Annotated in this window: 16 protein-coding genes; 4 read left to right on the top strand and 12 right to left on the bottom strand. The window is 32.5% G+C overall.

Annotated elements, in window-relative coordinates:
• Positions 1-10: 10 nt before the first annotated feature.
• The 9 genes from HMPREF1116_RS08650 to HMPREF1116_RS08615 all read right to left on the bottom strand — a co-directional run bounded on the left by HMPREF1116_RS08650 (position 11) and on the right by HMPREF1116_RS08615 (position 6,374).
• Positions 11-421 (bottom strand): conjugal transfer protein, encoded by a 411-nt coding sequence (locus tag HMPREF1116_RS08650; protein ID WP_001001359.1) that lies wholly within the window; start codon positions 419-421, stop codon positions 11-13.
• Between the two features lie 2 nt (positions 422-423).
• Positions 424-648, bottom strand: coding sequence for a TcpD family membrane protein (locus HMPREF1116_RS08645; RefSeq protein ID WP_001091687.1), 225 nt, complete (start codon positions 646-648; stop codon positions 424-426).
• Positions 649-657: 9 nt separating this feature from the next.
• On the bottom strand, positions 658-1,644 hold the full coding sequence (locus HMPREF1116_RS08640; RefSeq protein WP_001043231.1) for a conjugal transfer protein: 987 nt from the start codon (positions 1,642-1,644) through the stop codon (positions 658-660).
• Between the two features lie 11 nt (positions 1,645-1,655).
• Positions 1,656-2,213, bottom strand: coding sequence for a hypothetical protein (locus HMPREF1116_RS0102350; protein WP_000473557.1), 558 nt, complete (start codon positions 2,211-2,213; stop codon positions 1,656-1,658).
• A complete protein-coding gene (locus HMPREF1116_RS08635) occupies positions 2,213-2,443 on the bottom strand; it encodes a hypothetical protein (protein ID WP_000456040.1) in 231 nt (76 codons plus the stop codon). Before HMPREF1116_RS08635 ends, HMPREF1116_RS0102350 begins: the two co-directional genes overlap by 1 nt.
• Positions 2,444-2,456: 13 nt before the next feature.
• Positions 2,457-3,689 carry a replication initiation factor domain-containing protein gene (locus tag HMPREF1116_RS08630; RefSeq protein ID WP_000357952.1) on the bottom strand — a complete coding sequence of 411 codons (1,233 nt, stop codon included), beginning with the start codon at positions 3,687-3,689 and terminating at the stop codon, positions 2,457-2,459.
• A gap of 206 nt (positions 3,690-3,895) precedes the next feature.
• Positions 3,896-5,581, bottom strand: a complete 1,686-nt coding sequence (locus HMPREF1116_RS08625) for an FtsK/SpoIIIE domain-containing protein (protein ID WP_001236328.1) — start codon at positions 5,579-5,581, stop codon at positions 3,896-3,898.
• A gap of 13 nt (positions 5,582-5,594) precedes the next feature.
• Entirely contained in the window at positions 5,595-6,056 is a 462-nt protein-coding gene (locus HMPREF1116_RS08620; protein ID WP_001062572.1) for a hypothetical protein, read from the bottom strand.
• Positions 6,057-6,077: 21 nt separating this feature from the next.
• Positions 6,078-6,374 (bottom strand): hypothetical protein, encoded by a 297-nt coding sequence (locus HMPREF1116_RS08615; protein ID WP_000611951.1) that lies wholly within the window; start codon positions 6,372-6,374, stop codon positions 6,078-6,080.
• A gap of 862 nt (positions 6,375-7,236) precedes the next feature.
• Between HMPREF1116_RS08615 and HMPREF1116_RS08610 the strand changes: the two genes are divergently transcribed.
• From HMPREF1116_RS08610 to HMPREF1116_RS08600, 3 genes are all read left to right on the top strand, one after another.
• The gene (locus tag HMPREF1116_RS08610; RefSeq protein ID WP_000395809.1) at positions 7,237-7,578 is read left to right on the top strand and encodes a helix-turn-helix domain-containing protein; all 342 of its coding nucleotides are present in this window, start codon (positions 7,237-7,239) and stop codon (positions 7,576-7,578) included.
• 193 nt (positions 7,579-7,771) lie between these two features.
• Positions 7,772-9,058, top strand: coding sequence for an Abi family protein (locus HMPREF1116_RS08605; protein ID WP_000113745.1), 1,287 nt, complete (start codon positions 7,772-7,774; stop codon positions 9,056-9,058).
• 90 nt (positions 9,059-9,148) lie between these two features.
• Positions 9,149-10,012, top strand: coding sequence for an ImmA/IrrE family metallo-endopeptidase (locus HMPREF1116_RS08600; RefSeq protein WP_000343274.1), 864 nt, complete (start codon positions 9,149-9,151; stop codon positions 10,010-10,012).
• Between the two features lie 251 nt (positions 10,013-10,263).
• Here HMPREF1116_RS08600 and HMPREF1116_RS08595 read toward each other — a convergent pair whose 3' ends face one another.
• The 3 genes from HMPREF1116_RS08595 to HMPREF1116_RS11910 all read right to left on the bottom strand — a co-directional run bounded on the left by HMPREF1116_RS08595 (position 10,264) and on the right by HMPREF1116_RS11910 (position 17,973).
• A complete protein-coding gene (locus tag HMPREF1116_RS08595; protein ID WP_001179378.1) occupies positions 10,264-13,719 on the bottom strand; it encodes an Eco57I restriction-modification methylase domain-containing protein in 3,456 nt (1,151 codons plus the stop codon).
• Positions 13,706-17,419 (bottom strand): helicase-related protein, encoded by a 3,714-nt coding sequence (locus tag HMPREF1116_RS08590; protein WP_155811951.1) that lies wholly within the window; start codon positions 17,417-17,419, stop codon positions 13,706-13,708. The genes HMPREF1116_RS08595 and HMPREF1116_RS08590 overlap by 14 nt, the downstream gene beginning before the upstream one ends.
• Before the next feature lie 356 nt (positions 17,420-17,775).
• A complete protein-coding gene (locus tag HMPREF1116_RS11910) occupies positions 17,776-17,973 on the bottom strand; it encodes a hypothetical protein (protein WP_081478797.1) in 198 nt (65 codons plus the stop codon).
• A 373-nt stretch (positions 17,974-18,346) separates the two neighbouring features.
• Between HMPREF1116_RS11910 and HMPREF1116_RS08585 the strand changes: the two genes are divergently transcribed.
• A complete protein-coding gene (locus tag HMPREF1116_RS08585) occupies positions 18,347-19,378 on the top strand; it encodes a DUF3883 domain-containing protein (protein WP_001273801.1) in 1,032 nt (343 codons plus the stop codon).
• Positions 19,379-19,571: the final 193 nt, after the last annotated feature.

Genomic DNA, 19,571 nt, shown 5'->3' with positions numbered 1-19,571 from the left:
TCCTCCTTTTCTATAAATTTGTTTTTTCAAAAACTATTTCATCTATTGGGTTTATTCGATCTTCGTGGTAGATTGCCTTTTTGTTTAATTTAAAATCAAAAAGATAAATGAAATAGTCTCCAATAAAGACATGCATTTTTTTACCATGAGGTTCATATTCGGTATAAAATTTAGCTAATTTATATGGAATATACCAATAGAGTAGTAGTGAAATAGAGTGTGTGAATTGTGCGATTGGAATCAAAATAAATCCTCCAAAAAGCAACATCATCACAAAAATGAAGATGAAGACAATAAAAAAAGATAACTGCATTGGTGTTGCGAAATACCAAATTCGTGTACCTTGCTTCGTTTTTATTTCTTGAATCCAATAAGGGGCGTTGAGCCCCTTGCTGTAGTCGTATAGTTTTTCTTCATTCATGATTAAAGACCTGTTTCGATTCCGAAAAGTCTAAGGAACCAACCAAAAGCTTTCAAGATATCTTGTCCTTTGGTCAGGGAGACGATGACGGCATAAAATCCTAGTACGGAAAGGAGTTGAATCCAAGAACTATTGCGCCAGGCTTTAATGGCTAATAGAACAGCAATAGCTCCTAAGATCCAAACGGCATCACCTTGAAGAAATGTTCGTAGATTTCCAGTATTCATATGTTTCTCCTATTCTTTATCGTTTGCATAATTTAATGGAATGGTGTGTTCTAATTTTGTGACATAGTACGTCTGTTCTTTTTCTGAGAGGGTAAAAGTAAAGTTTTCTGAGTGAGTACTTCCTCCAACTTCAAAAGTAGCTTGCACATAAGCAATGAGTGAGTCTCCTTCATTTTTAAGATAAATATAGTCGATAGTTTTAAATTTTGTATTAGACACAACAGTGATATCTGGTGCAATTAAATTTAAATTATCTTGATTGCTAGTATAATTTGTAAAGAAAATCGTAAGAAATTTCTCTACCTTCTTATGTTCTGAGCCAGAGAATTGATCTGTCGCAGATAATTTTAGTTTTTCTTCTTCGTTAAACTGTCCAGCTTGGTAAGATGTTAAAGCAGAGAACCAAGGTAGTCCGGATATAAAGAATTTTCCATCTTTTCTTCCAAAAGGTATGTTGAAACCTATCTGGTATTCTTTAAGATTCTCATTATTAATCTTTTCTTTGTATTTAATCTTATATCTGGCAATATTATCCTCTACAGTCAGTAATTGAGATGAGACAAGTTCACTTGGATTTCGAATTTGACCTTGTGATTTGATATCAGGAACAAAGTTGTAGAAGTTTTCTAATCGTTTAACTTGCTCTTGTTGCTTATCGGTATCTTGGGAGAGAGTAAAATAAGCATAAACATAGTCATTCAGATAGTATTGAAGTTGATAGTTGTATTGTTCGGGCTCCGTTTTAGTTTGATTTGAAGTGATGTCTATGTTTTTAATACTTTCTTGTAGAGAAGTGACTTGATTTGAAAGAGTAATAGCTCGGAAAGAACCCATTAGACCAATAAAAAGGAGGAAAAAAATTCCTCCGATCATAGCTATGTTTACAGTCTTTTTATTTACAATTTTTAATTTTGGTGGTTTTCCTTTCTTCTCTTTCTTTTCAAAATTTGAGAGATAATCTCTAATTTTTAGTAGGTAGTTCTTTGATTTATTCATAGATACTCCTTTTAAATATTAGCTAATTCAATAAATTTTGAACCTTTTGCATAAAGACGTTTATTGGCTTTTTCAATCTCCCCGTTGATGAAGTAGTATCCTCGCAATTCATTTTGTAGCTGCTCTACTAGGTCTTGTTTTAGTTCCTTAACTTCTTCTTTTTTGAGGAGAGCATTTAACTCACCAGCTTTTGTCCAAGCCTGATTGTGGTCCTTTTTCTTGAGTAATTCCCCAAATTCATAGGAGAGTTGACAGACTTTCTTTTCAAATTGTGTTTTTGTAGCCATAATTATTTCCTTTCTAAATATTTCTTGATTGACTTTAATTGTTTTTTGAATATAGGTTATGAGAGAAGGACGCATGTTTAAGTTGAAATTGATTAACTCACCATCTATTGTGAATAGTGCATGGTCGTATGTATAAAATCCTTTTGAGTTAGGAGATTCTTCTCTAGATTTTGCGGCACATTCATAGTAATAATCTTTTCCTTTTCGTAAAAGGATATAGAATGTCCAAAATTCTTGATCAGGTAATAGAAAAAAATCTTCTCTATATATTTTCTTAAACATTAGTTTTCTAATAGGTCTTCATAACCTAATGCTTGGTAGATAAAGTCAGAGTCAAACCAGAGCCAGTCATTAATTTGTACTTCGGTTGGGATGTCTCCGCAGAAAATTTCTTCACAGATAGTGGTTAAGTCATCCATTCCTCCTCGCTCTCGAACGGTATTTAATGTATCTAGGGCGCCAGCCCATGCTTTAAAGCCTTCAAGTGAGCTTAATTCTACTTTATATTCCATGGATAATTCCTTTCTATGTTTCGTATTGTTTATTTGCTTTAATAAGATTTAGCATTGCATTCCCTCGGTCTGTGATTTCTCCGCTGTTTTGAATCATTTTCATGTATTCCGTCTGCATGATTTTATCCGCTTCATTCACGAGTGCTAAGGAGTTCGATACCTGATGGGTTAGCCAGCGAATAGTACGCTCAAAACTGTAAGGTTGTGGACTTGTTGATAGTTTTAAAGGTTCAACACCTCCAAAAAGTGTTTGCCATTTTTCGTCTGGTTTATAAGATCCGAATTGATTAGTGCCATTATAGACTTGAATTTCTTTATTAACGACACCACGGGCAATTTCTCCAAGATCCACTCCATTGACATATTCCTCGATTGTACCTTGTGCTTTTTGGTCGGAAAAGCGAATTTCATAGCGATTCCAGATACCAAAAATCTCCAAGGATTCTTCCAAGGAGATGTTTTCCTGTTGAGCAAGTTCGTAGCGTTTTTCATAGAAGTTGAAGTAGAGTTGACTTTGACGGGAACCAAAATAAATAGATAGTCCGTGATTTGCTTCCATGTCTTCATTATTTGTAAAAGAACCTCCACCAGTCACATTCCATTTTTTAAGTGACTTTAGGATGATTTCTTTTGCGTATAGACGTTTTATTAATTCAGGGAGATGTATTTGTTCATCCTCTCTACCGAAACCCTTGTAGAGCTCGTCTAGGGCAATATCTAGTCGTTTAATGCGGCAATCCTCATAAGCATAAAGAAGATTTTGAAAGAATGTCTGCCAAGTTACTCCTTTATGTTCTAAAAGAACTTCCATCTCACGGCATCCTTGACCTGATAATTGAAGACAAGCTTGAAAATCTTTTGTTTCGGTTTTGTCAAAGAAATCAAAGATCCAAATATTTCCTCGTTGCCAGAGATGAGTATAATTCATGAGACGTGTTTCTTGTTCTGTGAATTCAGTGAGATGACAATAGAGAAAGTTTTTACAAAAGCTTTCTAGATCTCGTAGGGATGGGAAGGAAATTCTTACATAGTCAATTCTAGCACGGAGTCTATTTTCTTCATATTCTTTATGAAATCCCAATTTCTCTTTGAGATCTCGGAACTTTTCGATAGTTAAACCCCGTTCTCCGGATTCATATGAACGGTAGGTTCTAGTTGGGAGTTCAATAGCTTCTGCAAATTGTTTTTGACTCATCCCAGTTTCTTGACGAAATTTTTTAAGATTGAATGGGCTGATTTTATCCATTCATGAGTATACCTCCTTTTTTAGAGTGACACACTTTTTTGACGAAAGTTACACACTTCTTGGAATCTGTAAACTCAACTCCCATAAGGAATGAAGAGGGGTGGATATGGCATTTTTGCCAAATGTAACCCCCCTGTTAGAAACCGGGGGTTGAAGTTTCATCATGGACTAGGAACGTCGGTCTACGGTCTGCGCCTGACCTGTGGTCAGGCTTGCCCTTGCCCTTGTCCTAGCCCATGATGATTAATAATCGCTTCAACAGCTTTTGGATAAGATTTGCGCCCGTCTTCATCAAATTGTGAGAGTATTTCAAGAAGGAGTTTTTCTTGGAAAGGTTCTACTAAAATAGCGGAATCGGAACGTTCAAAAGTCATTCCTTCTTCCTCTAATAGATAGATTATTTTTCGTAGTGTTGTCATTTTTAAATTTTGCTCATCAGAAAAATCTTTAAGGGTACGTCTAGCAGTTTTAAGTACCATATCAGACTCCTGAGTCCCTTTTTCAGTTTGAGTTTGTGATGTGAATTCTTTGAAGACAGAGAATTCTTCTCCTTCAAATTCGATAATTGGTATTTGTGAGTAAGCATCATAGAAGGAGAAACCTTGATCAAGTGGAACATAAGGTGAGAAAAATTCGCCCGCTAAATCACCATTGTTAGCAATATACCCCCGACCTTTGACACGGATTCCGTTGATTTCATCAAGTTTTTTAAACTCTTTTAATTTATTTGCATCTCCAAACATCATGTCATATCCTGTTGATTCTAAATGACCGACGGAGAGACGCTTCATAAAGTTGTCTCTAAGAGCTGTTTTGATAAATTCACCATCAGGCCGTTGCATTGCAAAAATAATGAATACGCCAGCTTGACGGCCTTCTAGGACGAGTTGAGAAAGATATTCCATGAGTTCACCTTGTTGACTATAATCACGGTCTATTTTTGCCATGAGAGCTGCCCATTCGTCTACTAGAATGAACTTTGGTTTCATATCATAGTGCGTAAAGTTCTTACCAGCTTGAAACTTATGGGAGGAAGACATCAGTTTATAGCGTTTTTCCATAAACTCTACATTTTCTTTAAAACAGTTAATGATATCCTCTTTACTAGTATAGACTCGGTTATGAAAGACTGGTATCTTTTTTAAACCAGCTAAGTCAGAGTTTTTGGGATCACAAATATCAATAAATCCAATTTTAGAGAGTGCATAGATGATAGTCATGAGGACAACAGTTTTACCTCCACCGGTTCCACCGCCAATGAGAAGATGAGGCTCTTCAATAAAGTCCCAAGTCACATCTTTCATGAGTTGTAGTTTCGAACCTTTGACTGAAACATTATCAATAGAAATACGACTATCAATACGATTGATGGCAATTTCATATTTGATAAAGCGTTTATCGAAAGTCTTATTTCGAAAATCTCCATTAAACATTACTTCAAGAGTGGAACCAAGGTTTAAGAAACGATCTTGAAATTTATTCCCTTCTAAGATGAAGCTAATTTCAATTTTATATGGTGATTGTTTTAGATATACTTGGGGAAGTTCAATCTTTTCACTAATCTTATTTTCTCGTTTAATTTTTTTGGATAGGTAAAGATTATTCTCCAATAAAAACCGAGATAAAATACGTAAGCTATTCATTTTTTGAAAGAAGAGTAATTTCTCGTAACAAAGCTGATTAATGAACCAAGTAAGAATAGAAGAACAAAGGAATACAGCGCCTATTAAATAAGCTTGCGGTAGGGGATTGATTTTTAATTCTTCTAGGTGAACGTAAGTATAAAGGCTAATAGCAACTAAAAAAGGAAACCACAGAATTAACCAAGTGATTCCCTTAATTTTTCGGTGAATGATTCGAACTCTTTGTCCTCGATAGGTAAAGAGTCTCATAATGTCTTACCTCCTAGTCTTGCTTTTTATGTTCGACAGATTTATTTTCCTTGGATGGTGTACCTCCTGTTTTCTTCTTAATTTTAGAAGCAAATAATTTGAAGATATCATTTCGATTTACGTGAGTATGCGTAATGACAATAGCTTCTAGTTCAATTTCTTCACGATATTTTAGGCCAAGTTCTTCAATTTCAGATTGGGACATATCTGCAATAGTAAAGAAGAGTGTCTGATGTTGTACAGAAGAATGAATCGCAACAACAATACCACGGACTTCTCCAGTATTAATTTGGGCAAATGAACCGTCAGGGTTTCTTTGTGAACGATCCTCTTCAAAGATAATATCAGGTCCTTCAATACCCCTGAAAGTCAATTTTCCAAGGACAGCCGGGACGTCTAAACCATCAGTAATGACGCGATAAGTTTTATCAGCAATTTGTAGTTTTTCTCCGTAGTTTAATCCAATTTTAGCCATTTAATTTTCTCCTTTATGTAATTATTTTTTCAATACTAGTTTTTCAGCAAACACATTAAGTGCAGGTGCAACAGAATTTCCATTCAGAGAAGTATCTGATAGGAAGATAGGATTAACAACTTCTACAAGAGCATCTTCTGGGAAGACTGTAGTAGAAGCAGGTGTGATAACATGGAAGGAACCATGTGTTTCACTGTTTAGAATATGACGTTGATATTTACCTTCTTTTCCAAAGATAAAACGTGGAGCATTTCCCAATTTTTCATAGTAAGCTGGGCCGATAAATTCTGGTTTCATTTTTAGTGTTTCTGGGATCATAAGTATTTTCCTTTCTGATTGTAAAATAAAAAGAGCTAAGCTAATTGCTTCACTCTTGAGTAATGGTGAATAGAAAGTTTACGTTTAAACATTCTAGTATAAAATTGTACTTCACTTTGAGGAAATCCATTAGCTATTGATTTTTTAGCTATTGTATTTAAATCACTGAGAGTTTGAGAATAAAGTTGAGCTTGTAGTTTCTCAGATGAACGAAACATTCTATCAGTGAAGATGTAATTATTGTATAGTCTTTTACATTGTGATGCGAAAAAAGTTTGTCATAGTTTTCTCCTTTATTGTCAAAGTAAAAAGCTACCAAGAAATTGGGAAGACTTAGTAGCTTGAGAGTTAGTCTATCTAATAAGGATAGACAGCAGTAAAGAAAAGTTATTTGGTTGGAAAGATTCCTCTTTCCACGGTGGCAACGTTTAGCAAGGTGCTTTGCGTAAATTACCATCGCTTTCCCAGCCAATCTCAAAGGTAGTCACTATCATACCCTATGGATTCTCTTACGCCCTTCGGCGAAGCCAGTTCACTTTACTATACGGAAAAGTGCGAAAGTCCGAAATGCGTGGAAGCCCACAAAAATGTTTTATATCTTCACTTCAACCATAAAGAAGCTTGACTTTTCTTTCCAAAACATTTACAATAAAGGTACGAAGTTTATGTGTAGTTCTGATGATTAGTCTTCTGGTTGTCAGACGCACTTTTTATTAAATTTTCAATGATCGTGATGCTGAATGTTAAGCATTATTATTTTTACGGCCACTATAACTATCAGCTATATTCACATTATATAACCAATAGTTATAATTGTCAATAGGTTTTTGAAAAATTCTTTAAAAATTTTAAGAGGAACATAATGGAATTTTCGGAACGTCTAAAAAATCTAAGAAAACAAGCACATTTAACTCAAGTTGATGTTGCTGAAAAACTAGGAATTTCGCAACCTGCTTACGCTTCATGGGAACGTGGAAACAAAAAGCCAACACAAGAAAATCTAGTTAAAATTGCACAAATTTTGAATGTTTCAGTTGACTATTTAGTTGGGAACTCAGAAGAAAAATCAGATGAATTAGATAATATTGAATTGCTTTTCCGTATGAACTCAAAAGGATTGACCGAAGAAGAAAAAAGAGTCTTCAAAACAGAATTGATTGAGTTTATGGAGGAACGGAAGAAGGCATTTAGTAAAGGAAATTGATAAACTATGAGTATCGCAGAATTACAAGTTGAATGAGGACTATCTAAGATACAATTAGTTAAAGAACTTAGAGTAAGTGTAAAAAGCATTTTTCGCTAGGAAAAGGATAAGATATTCAAGACCTGGAACAATGCGATTGAAGTAGTGAATTTTTTATAAGATTAGTTTGAATGAGTTGGTTGGGAAGATATTTATGGCGAGACAATTTTCGGGTATAATTGAAGAGGTTTTTAATAACTATGGAACAGTATCTACATTGATTGATGGCCAAAAAGTTAGTTTTTTCTTTTTTATAACACCAGATATGTTATATAAAGGTAAGTATCTTAGAATAGCTAGAAAAGTTAACTTTAGGTTAATAAATTCGCAAATAAGGGATGTTAAAGTAAAAATTGCAACAGATATTTCTTCTTGCTCTGGAGAAAAAATCAAGAAATTTAAGGTTAGCAAAAAGGATATTATAAATGTTAATGATTACCATGCTTATATCTTTAAACATTTTTATAAAGTAACCGATACTGAAATATTGCAAGAATTAATTGATAAAGACATTGAGCTTAAAGAAGTTATTTTAAAATGGATTTTAAAAACAGAGAAAAATATAAAATCTCAATTAACCATGCTCCTAATGGAATCATCAATTAACTCTTTGGAGTTTTATGAAGCGCTTGATCAAAATAATTCTTTAAAAACTTTAAAAATTAAAATTTTTAAGCTTTTAAAATCACGTTACATGTTTCGGACTGAATTTGAATTATTTAAAATCGATATATCTGATAATCATGATGCGGCATCTATTAAGTTAGTTGATGTCCCACTAACTCTTTTCTTCGAAAATTTAACAATTGACGAATTAAGTAAGGTTTACAGCTATGTGATAAAATTTTTTCATACAAGATTTAATACTAGATCCAAGTCATATATATTTCTGAATATTTCTAAGCAAATGTTTGCAGAACTATCAATTATTAGAAATGCTTCTGCTCATGGAAATCCATTAATTCCAACTATTTTGGATGATTCATATAGTCCAAGTTTCTTATTTGATTTGAAGTCGGTTTGGCCCAGTCACAATTCAGGCAATAATGTTGAAGAAGAATGGGAACTTTTTAATACTATCCGTTGGTCAACTCGAATGTTAACTAAAGATGGTATAGCTCCTATATACGCAGGAAGTCCACAATTAACAGGTCTTTATATCTCAAAATATATTTTAATAAATCCAGCACGAAGATCTTTCTTTTCATTTATATTTGTAGCATTTTGCTACTTTAGATATATTGACAACTCGGAGAAAGAAAATTTCTATCAGGATATGAGTTCATTTATTCCCATTCCGTATGAATGCTATATAAATGATGCAGAGAATAATATTTTCTTTAATTATCCTAAAGATAATTCTGTTTTAAAACAATTATTTGTTTTTACATATTTGCTTTTTAGTGAAGAATTTTGGCTACATCTTTCTTCACGTTATTAAAAGATGGACAACAGTCCACTTTTTTTATATAATTGACTAAACCCAATTGGTTGAGTTTTGTAAGTTGTGATTTAAAGGAGGTACTGTTCGTTGGATGAATTCTATTCAAGAGTAAGTGAAATCACAAAGCAAGTCCTTTATTCGTATATAAAAGAAGAAGAAATTTCAACCCTGAACTATCATTTTCACTATTATTTTGATTATTGCATTCGTGAGAATAACATTCAAGTCATAAGTCACCACTTTTCAAATCATAAAATTGAAGGTTTAACAGTTATTGATAATCTAGGAACGAGTTTTTCCTATGAGCAAGACAATCCTGTAGCCAAGCGTAACTTTACCTTATGTCATGAATTAGGGCACTTCATTTTGAAGCACGATGGCTCTTATTTTACAGAATCGGTGGATAATCAGGAATCTATTTTGGAGAGAGAAGCTAATATATTTTCAGCTATTGTACTCATGCCTGATATTGTTCTTCTATCCAAAATTTATTATTCTTGTGATTCTTTTCAAAAACTCAAAGAGGATTTAGAAGTATCGAAACAGGCACTTTATTTTCGTTTAATCGGCTTGTTAAGGCACTATGAACTAGATGATGAGTCAGCCATTAAGCAAGCAGTGGAAGAATATCTAGACGGTCATAACACTTCTCTACATCAATATTTCCATCGAATAAAAGAAACTTTGATTGTTGAATTCAATCAGTATCAACCACCTCTGTCAGTAAGAATAAAAAAGAAGATGAAACAAACAAATTTTGTGACTAGTCAAGAACTGCCAGAGTTAATTGATCAGAATAATTGGAGCGAGCTGAGGGAAAGTATTAATAATTTAAAAATTTGGTTGATCTATAACAAAGGGAAATCATTAGCATATGCTTGGGATAGTACAAAATTATCAGAACTAGAAGCAAGAAAAAAAGCAGAATTACAATTACTGTTGATGTTATGAGCGTAACTCTATGAAGTAGAAACAATAATTCTAGTACACTAAAAATACATTTTAGCATCATTTAGCTCACCTAGTTATTTTCAATCTTCAAGCAATTGCTATATATTCAAGGAAATCTAATAATATAAATGGTCTATGGTATTATTTTATTTTTGTATATTAATGGAGTCAGTTTTAATAAATAAAATTATAGTTTTAGATATAAAAAAGAGAGAACGAAGTACGTTCTCTCTTTTAAAATTCATCTATATCTATTTTATTTGATATATTTCAAGAATAATATCTTCAATCTTATTTTCGATTATTTCTAATTCTCTATTATTTTCTTCTTGGACAGAATCTCCAGATTTCTTTATTCGAATCGCTTCCTGGAAGTGTGGAAGTAACTCTTGAAGTTTTTCTTCTGAAGGTACAACTATTGGAAGTTGACGTGCATCATTTATTTGGAAAGTTTGAGTATTATTAACAAAATCATCAACATACCTACTCATGAATTTTGAATTGATGATGCTTATAATATAGTATTCTGGTACTTGGTCAGATAATCCATATAAACTCATACTTTTAACATCATTAATACTCTTTTGTTTCGCACGACATTTTAAATAAGTAGTATTAATATCAGACCAACAAAATCCTTCTTTAAAGAAATAGGCATATCCTTGGTATCTTGCTCGAGAGTCAGTTTTGAGATAGCTTACGTTTTCTTTTGTCCAAGCAATAGCAAATGGTGTTTCTAGGTACCATTTATTTCCGTCTTTATCTCCTTTATCATATGGGACGTAGTAATTTTTTGTAGTCGAAATTCCGTTAATCTTCTCATCCTCAGTTAATGAATCAACATCTACAATTTCTTTGTCATCAATGATTCGATAAAGATATCCTTGACCGAAGACATCACGACCGTACTTTTCTTTGATTATATCAAAAACTGTATCAATATCCTTTTCTTCCAATTCATTGAACAGAGCTTCAAGGTTTGTATATCCACACAACTCATTTGCTGGAATATTATATTTATTAATCGCATCTTTTAATTTTCTAGGACGTGTTTTCATAATATTATCAGCCCATTTTGTTGATTTTCTCACTGCAATATACTTACCATTATTACCAGTTTGTAAACCAACACCACCTTCGGTCAAGCAGCCTAATAAAGTAATCTCTCCAGGTTTTAAGTTACTTCGATACTCATTAAGTTCCTCTTTATTATGTTCAATTTTTTTACTGGTAGAAATCTTGTCCCACCACAGATTATTTAGCTCTTTTATCTTTTTCCCATATAATTCATAAATCTTTAGGTTTTGTTTAGTTGGTGTAAAAATAACAGTATTTTGAGTATTAATATAAGTGGACTGTTCTATCTCTAATTCTAATGGTGACATTAAACTTTCGCTACCGTCTAAGAATTTGATAAGATTTTTAGAATCGAATGTTTTTTTTGTAACAGAGGTTATTGCAGTATCAACCATCGCTGATTCAAATGGATTAACAGTATCAAAAATATAATTTACTGTATTAGAAAGTAGTAACTCTCTCAAGTTTTTCTTCGATTGAATAGTCCAAAAAGTTTTGGAAGTGATATATGTAAGGTTTCCTCCTTCTTTAAGTAAAGCGATTCCTTTGAAAAAGAAGTGGCTGTATAGATCATCTGCAAATCCAAATTCATTTTCTAGAGCTTTTTTATCAGCCGTACTTCGCTTTTTAGTCCCAACGTAGGGAGGATTTCCGATAATTGCATCAAAATTGTGAACTCCAAACATAAAGAAACTATCAAAAAAACTTGCTGGTTTCTTTACAATAAAAGGATCAAAGGATCTTAATTGTTCGGAACGAATCGTTTCCCCAAGTTGTATATTTCCGGTTGTTAATTCGTAATATTTTTTTTGCCACTTATCTTTAGAACTTTTTACACGTGCGTTAAAATATTTTAGTCGAATGTCAGAAAGCTTTAAGTCTAAGTTTGGATCGTCAAAAATAGAAGTGCCATCTTGGGCTAGAGATATTAAACTATTGGCACAAACGAATTTAAAATCTAGGTTAGGTAAAGGCTGGATTTTACTTTTATCGGGTTCGTCAATAATTACTGAAAGCCAAGCTCTTAAACGAGAAATTTCAATTGCCATCGGTTCGATATCTACTCCAAAGATGTTGTTCTCAATAATTGAAAGTTTGAGCTCGTATGCATCATAGGATTTTAGTAATCTTTCATATGTCCTAACAAGGAGTTGAATCATTCCCATTGGGAAAGCACCAGAACCACAAGCAGGATCTAAAACCTTATAGTTATCTAGAGCCTCAAGGATAGTTTTTGTTATATTTTTACTATTGACTCCCCATAAATCAGCACCAGATGTACTTTTTCTAGCTAAAAATTCAGCATCTGAGTAGTCGATTAGTAAGTCTATTCCTTGGTTGAAGGCTTTATTTCCCACTTTGCTATACAAATATTCTCTTAAAGATTCTTTACAGATAAATGCTACAATATCTCTCGGTGTGTAGAATGCTCCACTTAGTTTCCGTGCGCTCTGTCCAGTATCTTCATTTTGAGTAGCCAATAGATTTTCAAATACTTGTCCTAACATTTCAGGATCGACTGCAATCACTTCAAAGTCAGCACTAGATTCATCAGTAGTAAAATTGAACTCGTTAAATCTATCAAAAAGATTTTTAAAATAATCTTTAGGGAAATTGATAGTTTCGTGAATAAAATCATTTTCCTTGGGTTCAAATAGGCCACCATTTAAATATGGTGTTATATAATCTAGGTGTTTACGATCGGAAATATCAGTATTTAGAGTGCTAAAAAATAGAAGTTTGATTTTCTTTTCATAATATTCAGTAGCTGATAAACTATCTATTTCGAAGTATCCAAAGTCCTCATAAATAATTTTCATTTTCCGTAAAAACCAAATGAAAAGCATTCGTCCTAGTAGTCGGGAAGAAAATTGTTTTGCATCTTCTGAGTTCTTTCCTTGATTTTCCATAGTTTTAACTAGATCTTCAAAGAATTGTGCAATAATTGAATAGAATTGTTTGTTAACTTCTTTAAGTTGCAACGCATCCCATAGTCTTTTATGAATAGTCTGTTGAGGTTCGAGATTTTGACCATTATTAATTTTTGAATCATCATAATCTGCTGCGTTAAATAGATTGTGTTCAAAAATTTGTTTTTGAGTATTACTCAAATGATCATGTAACTCCATAACACGAAGTTTTTTCCTATTAGAAAGCACAATTAGGAGAGAATTAGCATCAGATGTCAGGAAAAAATCTATTCCAATCTTGTTGCTTGGAGTTCTTGTTAAGTCAGAGTCTTCCCAGTTAGATGTGAATTCTGTTGAAGCTGAGATCTTTTGTTTAGTTGCACTTTCACTAAACCAGAATAACTTGCTTTCAACTACACAGTCATCCTGTTTGAAGTGTTGAAAGGCTGAACGTGCAGAATTAGATTCCGGGTGTTCACGAAACCACGTTCTTTGTTTTTGATTATGGAAAACATCCATTGGAAGAGGAGAGGGGAGATTTCCAGTATTCTGACTATTGTGTTCCAACATACTAGCCCATCTATCTTGATTTGGAAGGATCCACCTCATTATTTCATCAGCTAAGTCAATTGCTATAGCAAGGGATACCCACTCGTTCTTTTCATTCGATAATTGTTTGACTAATTTGTCTATTGTATGAATGCCATTATGGTTTTGCATAGAATAATACACCTTCGACTTTCTCTATTCTTTTTTCGTCCGATTCAGTTTGTAAAAGCTTAGTTAGCAAGTTCTCAAAATTCTTGATTACTCGTGGTGTTAATTTACCATTTTCTTTGTTTTGTTTATTTACTTCTCGAACAATTTGTTCAAAAGTTCGTTTATCATTTGAATAACGTATGCCTTTTTCAATAATTCCAACAAGATTGTAACTTGAATCAAAATAAGTTTTTAAAATTTCAAGAGCTTGCATCCCTTGTTGCTTTATACTATAAACTGGATTAGCTGATTCAAATTGCACACTAATTTCTGTACTGCCTTTTTTGATATATTCTGATCTATCTACTGGTATTTTATCTATCATACGTTTATTATCTTGAGGGGTCGTTTGAATTTGTTTCAAAGCATCCTTTTCTTGAATATATTTTGCTTGAAGCGAGCTGAATGGCCCTCTTTTTTCTGAGCTTTTTTCGATGCTTACGAAACCAATATCTTTTATCAGTGCGCCAGTAGCAGAGATTTTACCTTTAGCTCTATATAGTCCGATAACATAGTCTAGATTCTCAAAATTTTCAGTTGATTTCGGAAGGTAATTCCATTTTCCATCAGGGATACTTTGAATTCTCTTAATTTCTCCATCTTCTTTGTGAGCATCAATAAATTTCCGTAATTCAGTGGAATAATTATCAACCCAATCTAATATATCTTCGGTATTTTCAAATTGTTCCATTGCCTTTGAAGCTTTGTCGATATCATCATCAAAAATGTTATCAGATTCCAATATTTCATGAAATTCTATTGGATTTTCACTTTCACCTAATATACTTTGATCGTTACCAACGGTAAAGTTGATTGTTGCAATTTTGTGTTCTAGACGTCTAATTAACTTAAGATAGAATTCTAAATCTTCATGAGGCTTCATATTTGCAATTAGTATGTTTTCATAAGTTGAACCTAAACGATTAATTCGACCATTTCTTTGAATCATTCTTACAGGATTCCAATGTAAGTCATAATTTACTAAAAAACCAGCATCTTGTAGGTTTTGACCTTCTGAAAGTACATCAGTAGCAAATAGAAAATCGAGTTCACTCTGTTTATTAATTTTTGCTTTTTTACTATTTGGAGAAAAGCGTTTAGTAATTTCTTCAACAGAGCCACTATTGCCTGAAATAAACTCTGCACGTTTCGAGAAGTTAGGAATCCTGTTTTCCAGTATTTGTGGAAGACGTTCCTTCAGATAATCAATCGTATCAGAAAAGAAACTAAAAACTAATAGTTTTTTCCCATATTTATTTTCTTCCAATCGTTCTACTATTTTATCTGCAAATGCATTTAGTTTTCTATCATGATCTTTTTTACTTAATCTTGTTAATACAGTAGTTAAGAATTTACATATTTCTTTATCTCGTTGGAGATCTTTTTTTAATTGAGGGATATTAAATAGTTTCTCATCAGCTTCTTTTCTTTCGACACCACGTTTTTTAATATCTTGTTCGTTACCTTGAGACATAGCCTCATCTAAATCTGACAAGTATTTATCATAATCTTCGAAAGCCTTATCAATATCTTCACCATATTCACTATCAAGAGTTGCGGCATCAGTCAGACTAACAATATATCCCCTATCCAGCCATTTTTCAAACAAAGCAATTCTATCTTGATAATTCAGTACAGATCTTAGTAGGGTGGCTGTAGATGATTCCAAACGTTTTAGCCAAGTGACATGAAGCATATTGTGAACAGCAAGTTGAGTTCTTAATTGATTAGCCTCGTTTCCTTTTAAATCCAATGCACGAATTTCATTAATTGTTTTATTGTAAATATTATGAGAATAGGAATCGGGTTTGTAAGGTGCAAATCCCAGGAAGTTTATCACTTTAAATAATGTTGGGATAATATTTGAAGTTTCATCTTTATTAGAAAATATAGCATTACTATTCGAGTTTACGGATAGGTCATACTTTTCAGAAATATTAATTCCTGATTGTTGCTCTTTATGAATTTCCTTATATAAATCAAGTGGGTGAGAAGTACGTTGTGTTAATTCTCCAATTAAATTTAGGTTTAGAGATACAGGAGAAAGAGCTTCGAAAGTAGTATCTTGTACTTCGTTTAAGACTTGTTGAATAAATTCGTTATCCTCATTGAGATAAGTATAGGGAAACTGTTCAATTGTTGACGTCGGGAAAGGATTACTCCGTCCATTTATAGAATTCATTTGCTGATTTTTGACAACACCTTGTCTTGTCGATCTAACAAGATAATGCCTTATTCCCGCGATGATAGTATTTTTATGGAAATCCCAATCAAATTCTTCTCCACGCTTTTCTGCACGAGTTGCTTCTGATTGAATTCGCTTTAGTGCTTCAAAGAAGTCAATATATTCAAGAGTTTTACCTTTATTACTTTTATACGGGACATTTATAGAAACTAAATCACCTTTTGCACCTAGTTGTATTTGATTTGCAAAATCAATCAAAGAGTTATTAATAGGTGTAGCAGTAAGTAAAAGAACTCTTGATTGAGGATTCTCTTGAAATAGTTGTAAAATCTTTTGATAGCGAGTGCTTCCTTGATTTCTCAAATTGTGAGCCTCATCAACCACGAATAAGTCAATAGTATTTCGAGAGTTTTTATGATGTTTAAAGTAATCAATTTGTTCTTGTATTTTTCCAGAATCTTGTTGAGAGATCAATCTGAAATCTTTTCCCTCCCGAAGATTCCATCTTTCCCCTTCTAACTCATCAATCCATTGTTGTTTAAGTGATGCTGGAGGTATTATACAAATATTGTTGTTTCCATCCTCGATATATTGTTTAATGATAGCAGCAGCTGTGATGGTCTTTCCTAGACCGACAGAGTCTGAAAGCATTGCAACGCCATAACGTGACAATTTCCGTCTTAGATCAAGTGCGTTTTGATTTTGGAATGGATGAAGAATATCTTCGATATCTTTGTCAAAAGGATCTACGGGCTGTAGTTCCTCAGGAAAAACTTCCATAAGAGTTTTGATATAAACATCATAAGCACCATAGGTTTTATCTCCAACCGGACTATCCACAATGATGTTACTGAATTCCCCTGTCCAATCTTCAGCATCTTTCCATAATTCATCAAACCATACGATATGTCCATTTTGTTGTTTATCACTGGTTGGTTTGAATTCAACAATTTGGTAGTTTTCTGTAAGAAAATTTAGCTCTGCATTGGAGGTGAGTCCTGCCTTTGTAAAATTTGAAGAACCAATAATACCAACTGAGTCAGCGTCTCCTAGTTCTCCAAATATATAAGCTTTAGCATGAAGCCTAGGTTCTCTATATATTTTTACTTCAAGTTTGTTACTATTGATTAGATTTACAAGTTTTTTGGCGGTCATGCGGAGTTGTTCGAGTATTTCCGTATTATTTCCTCCTTTGCCATATTCTTGTAGATCATGAGTTATATCAGCTTCTGGGAATAGGTTCTCAGGGGAATTCATATCAATGTTATATTGTGTTTGCAGCCTGTGAGCAATAGGCTCTTTACCAATCAATAATTGAATTTTCGAATATTGCTCAAAATCGTCAATTAGTTCAATAGTACCAGCTAGATCCCAATATCCAGTTGCTATTCGAAGTACAGAGTAATTTGGTGCAATTTCATTTAGTACATCAGATAATTTTTTTCTAGAGTTATCTATAAATTGAGGATATGCCATCATTATTTCTCCCGAGATTTTTATTATTAAACAATTTTTCTATTAGTCTATTATATTTTAACATTTTATAATTAAAAACACTCAGTATTTAAGAAATTTTAAAGATTTCAAAAAGACAAGTATAGGATTAATAATTTAAATTCATAAAAAGATTGTCTAAAAAATGACATCAAAGTATATTTTAGACAATAATTATGTTTGAGAATAATAATAGGTTTTTCCGCCAACTTTCCGGAAAATACTTATTTTTCGGAAAGTCAATAAAATCTTTGAAAGTTGATATGAATCTATTCTAAAATTATTTGAAACTGAACTTTTTCAAATAAATTTTTATAATATGATTGATCCAATGAATTTTAAAAAACTTCATCCCTGTCCATAAGTGGATAGGGTTTTTCGTTATTCATTACACGTCCTAAACATTCAATACTAGATTTCAAACAGAAAAATTCATATTGTCTATCTTCACGATTAGAATTATTTTCTATATTACTACAATGGCGTTTGATATGCCACAAGGTTTTTTGGATGTTATGTTCTTTTGTATTTTTCATGCTTATATCATATCAGAAGAAATTATATAATTACCACAAAAATTCTCAAATGATAAAAAACAAGTCTGAACTGTATCGTCACAAATTATAATAAAGTATTTTAAGATATAATACGGCTACAAAAAAAGAACACTTGAGATAGTGTTCTTGTGAAATAAGCATATTTTTCACTACTTTTCGAGTATATTATTGATATCCATACTTTTTTATAATTTAAGAAAATAGGTTGTCAGTTTTATCAAAAATTCAAATGAAAGAGAAGAATTTTTTTATCAGAACATTTTTTGTCCTGGGTGTTGACATTTGGATTTTTTTGTGCTACACTTAAGTAAATCAGGACAAAAAATGTTCTGCGTTAAGAAAGGAGCCTAATATGGCAAATATTTTTGATGTAATTCCACCTGTAGACGAAAATTCAGGGACCTTTATTTTAGATCATGGTAAAGTTGTAGATGGAGTATTGAAGTATAAAGACGATTTAACAAGCTATGGATGGAATATAAGAAGGTACAATAGACTAAAAGAAGGAGCACTTGTACTTAGTAGAAGACCTGGGAAGTTAACAAAGGATAGAAAATTTGAAATTTATGCTGGCGGAGTAGTAACTCATATTTCTGAACCTGACGGTGAAGGAAATGTAGTGGCTACTATTGACCATGTATTTAAGATAATTCCTGCAATTAAACAAGGTGATGATTTTATTGAGAATTTCCAATGGGATAGTAAAAAGAAGAAACCTAATAGTTGGGAGCATTTCTGGAACCAGTATGGGATGAATTCAATTTCATTTTCTGATTTTAGTCGCTTAATGCAGAATGCTAATTGCGTTCCTTTGGATGGGACTCTCGACTCTAATGAAGATGATCTTAGTGAGGAAGAGTTTAATGATTTAAATTATCTTCGAAACCAAGGATTTAAAATTAGTGTTGAGCTAGATGGAAAAACTCGTAAAAAATCTGAGAAAAAGCATGTTGGTATTGCAAAGAAACTTGATTTTTCTAAACTTAATAAGTTGAAAAATCGAATTGGTGCGCTTGGTGAAGAAATTATTTTTGATTTTCTTACTCAAAAAGCAATTAAAGAAGGTTTACGCCAACCGAAACATGTATCTAAGGAAGAGGGAGATGGTGTTGGATATGATATTATCTACTGGAATGAAAATAATGAGGAAATTTATGTTGAAGTAAAAACAACCACTTATAATTACATGGATGGATTTGAGATGACGCAAAATGAAATTTTCGCTTCTCAAAAATTTAAAGATCAGTATGAAATTTATAGGGTTTATGATTTAAATGCAAAGACGGGTGAGTGTAAACTGAAGATTTACAAGGGTCCAGTTGATGAAAATCAGTTTATTCTTGAAACAAGACAAGTAAGAGTATACAATAAGACAAGTAAGTAAGTATAAAGATAAAAACGTTAAGATCTATCTTAACGTTTTTATAATAATTAGAGATTCTTAAATGTTATATCATGCAATTATTAATTGGTGGATTTTAAGTTGACATCTACAAAGTTTAATGTTAAAATACATTCAAAAATATATTTGAATGAGGTGTTTTATGGTTCAAAATGTTGTTACTTCAATAATCCTG

This window comes from Streptococcus sp. SK140 (assembly GCF_000259525.1).
Lineage (GTDB): Bacteria > Bacillota > Bacilli > Lactobacillales > Streptococcaceae > Streptococcus.
The sequence above is the reverse complement of the archived record's forward strand: the minus strand, read 5'-3'. Positions and strand labels throughout refer to the sequence as shown.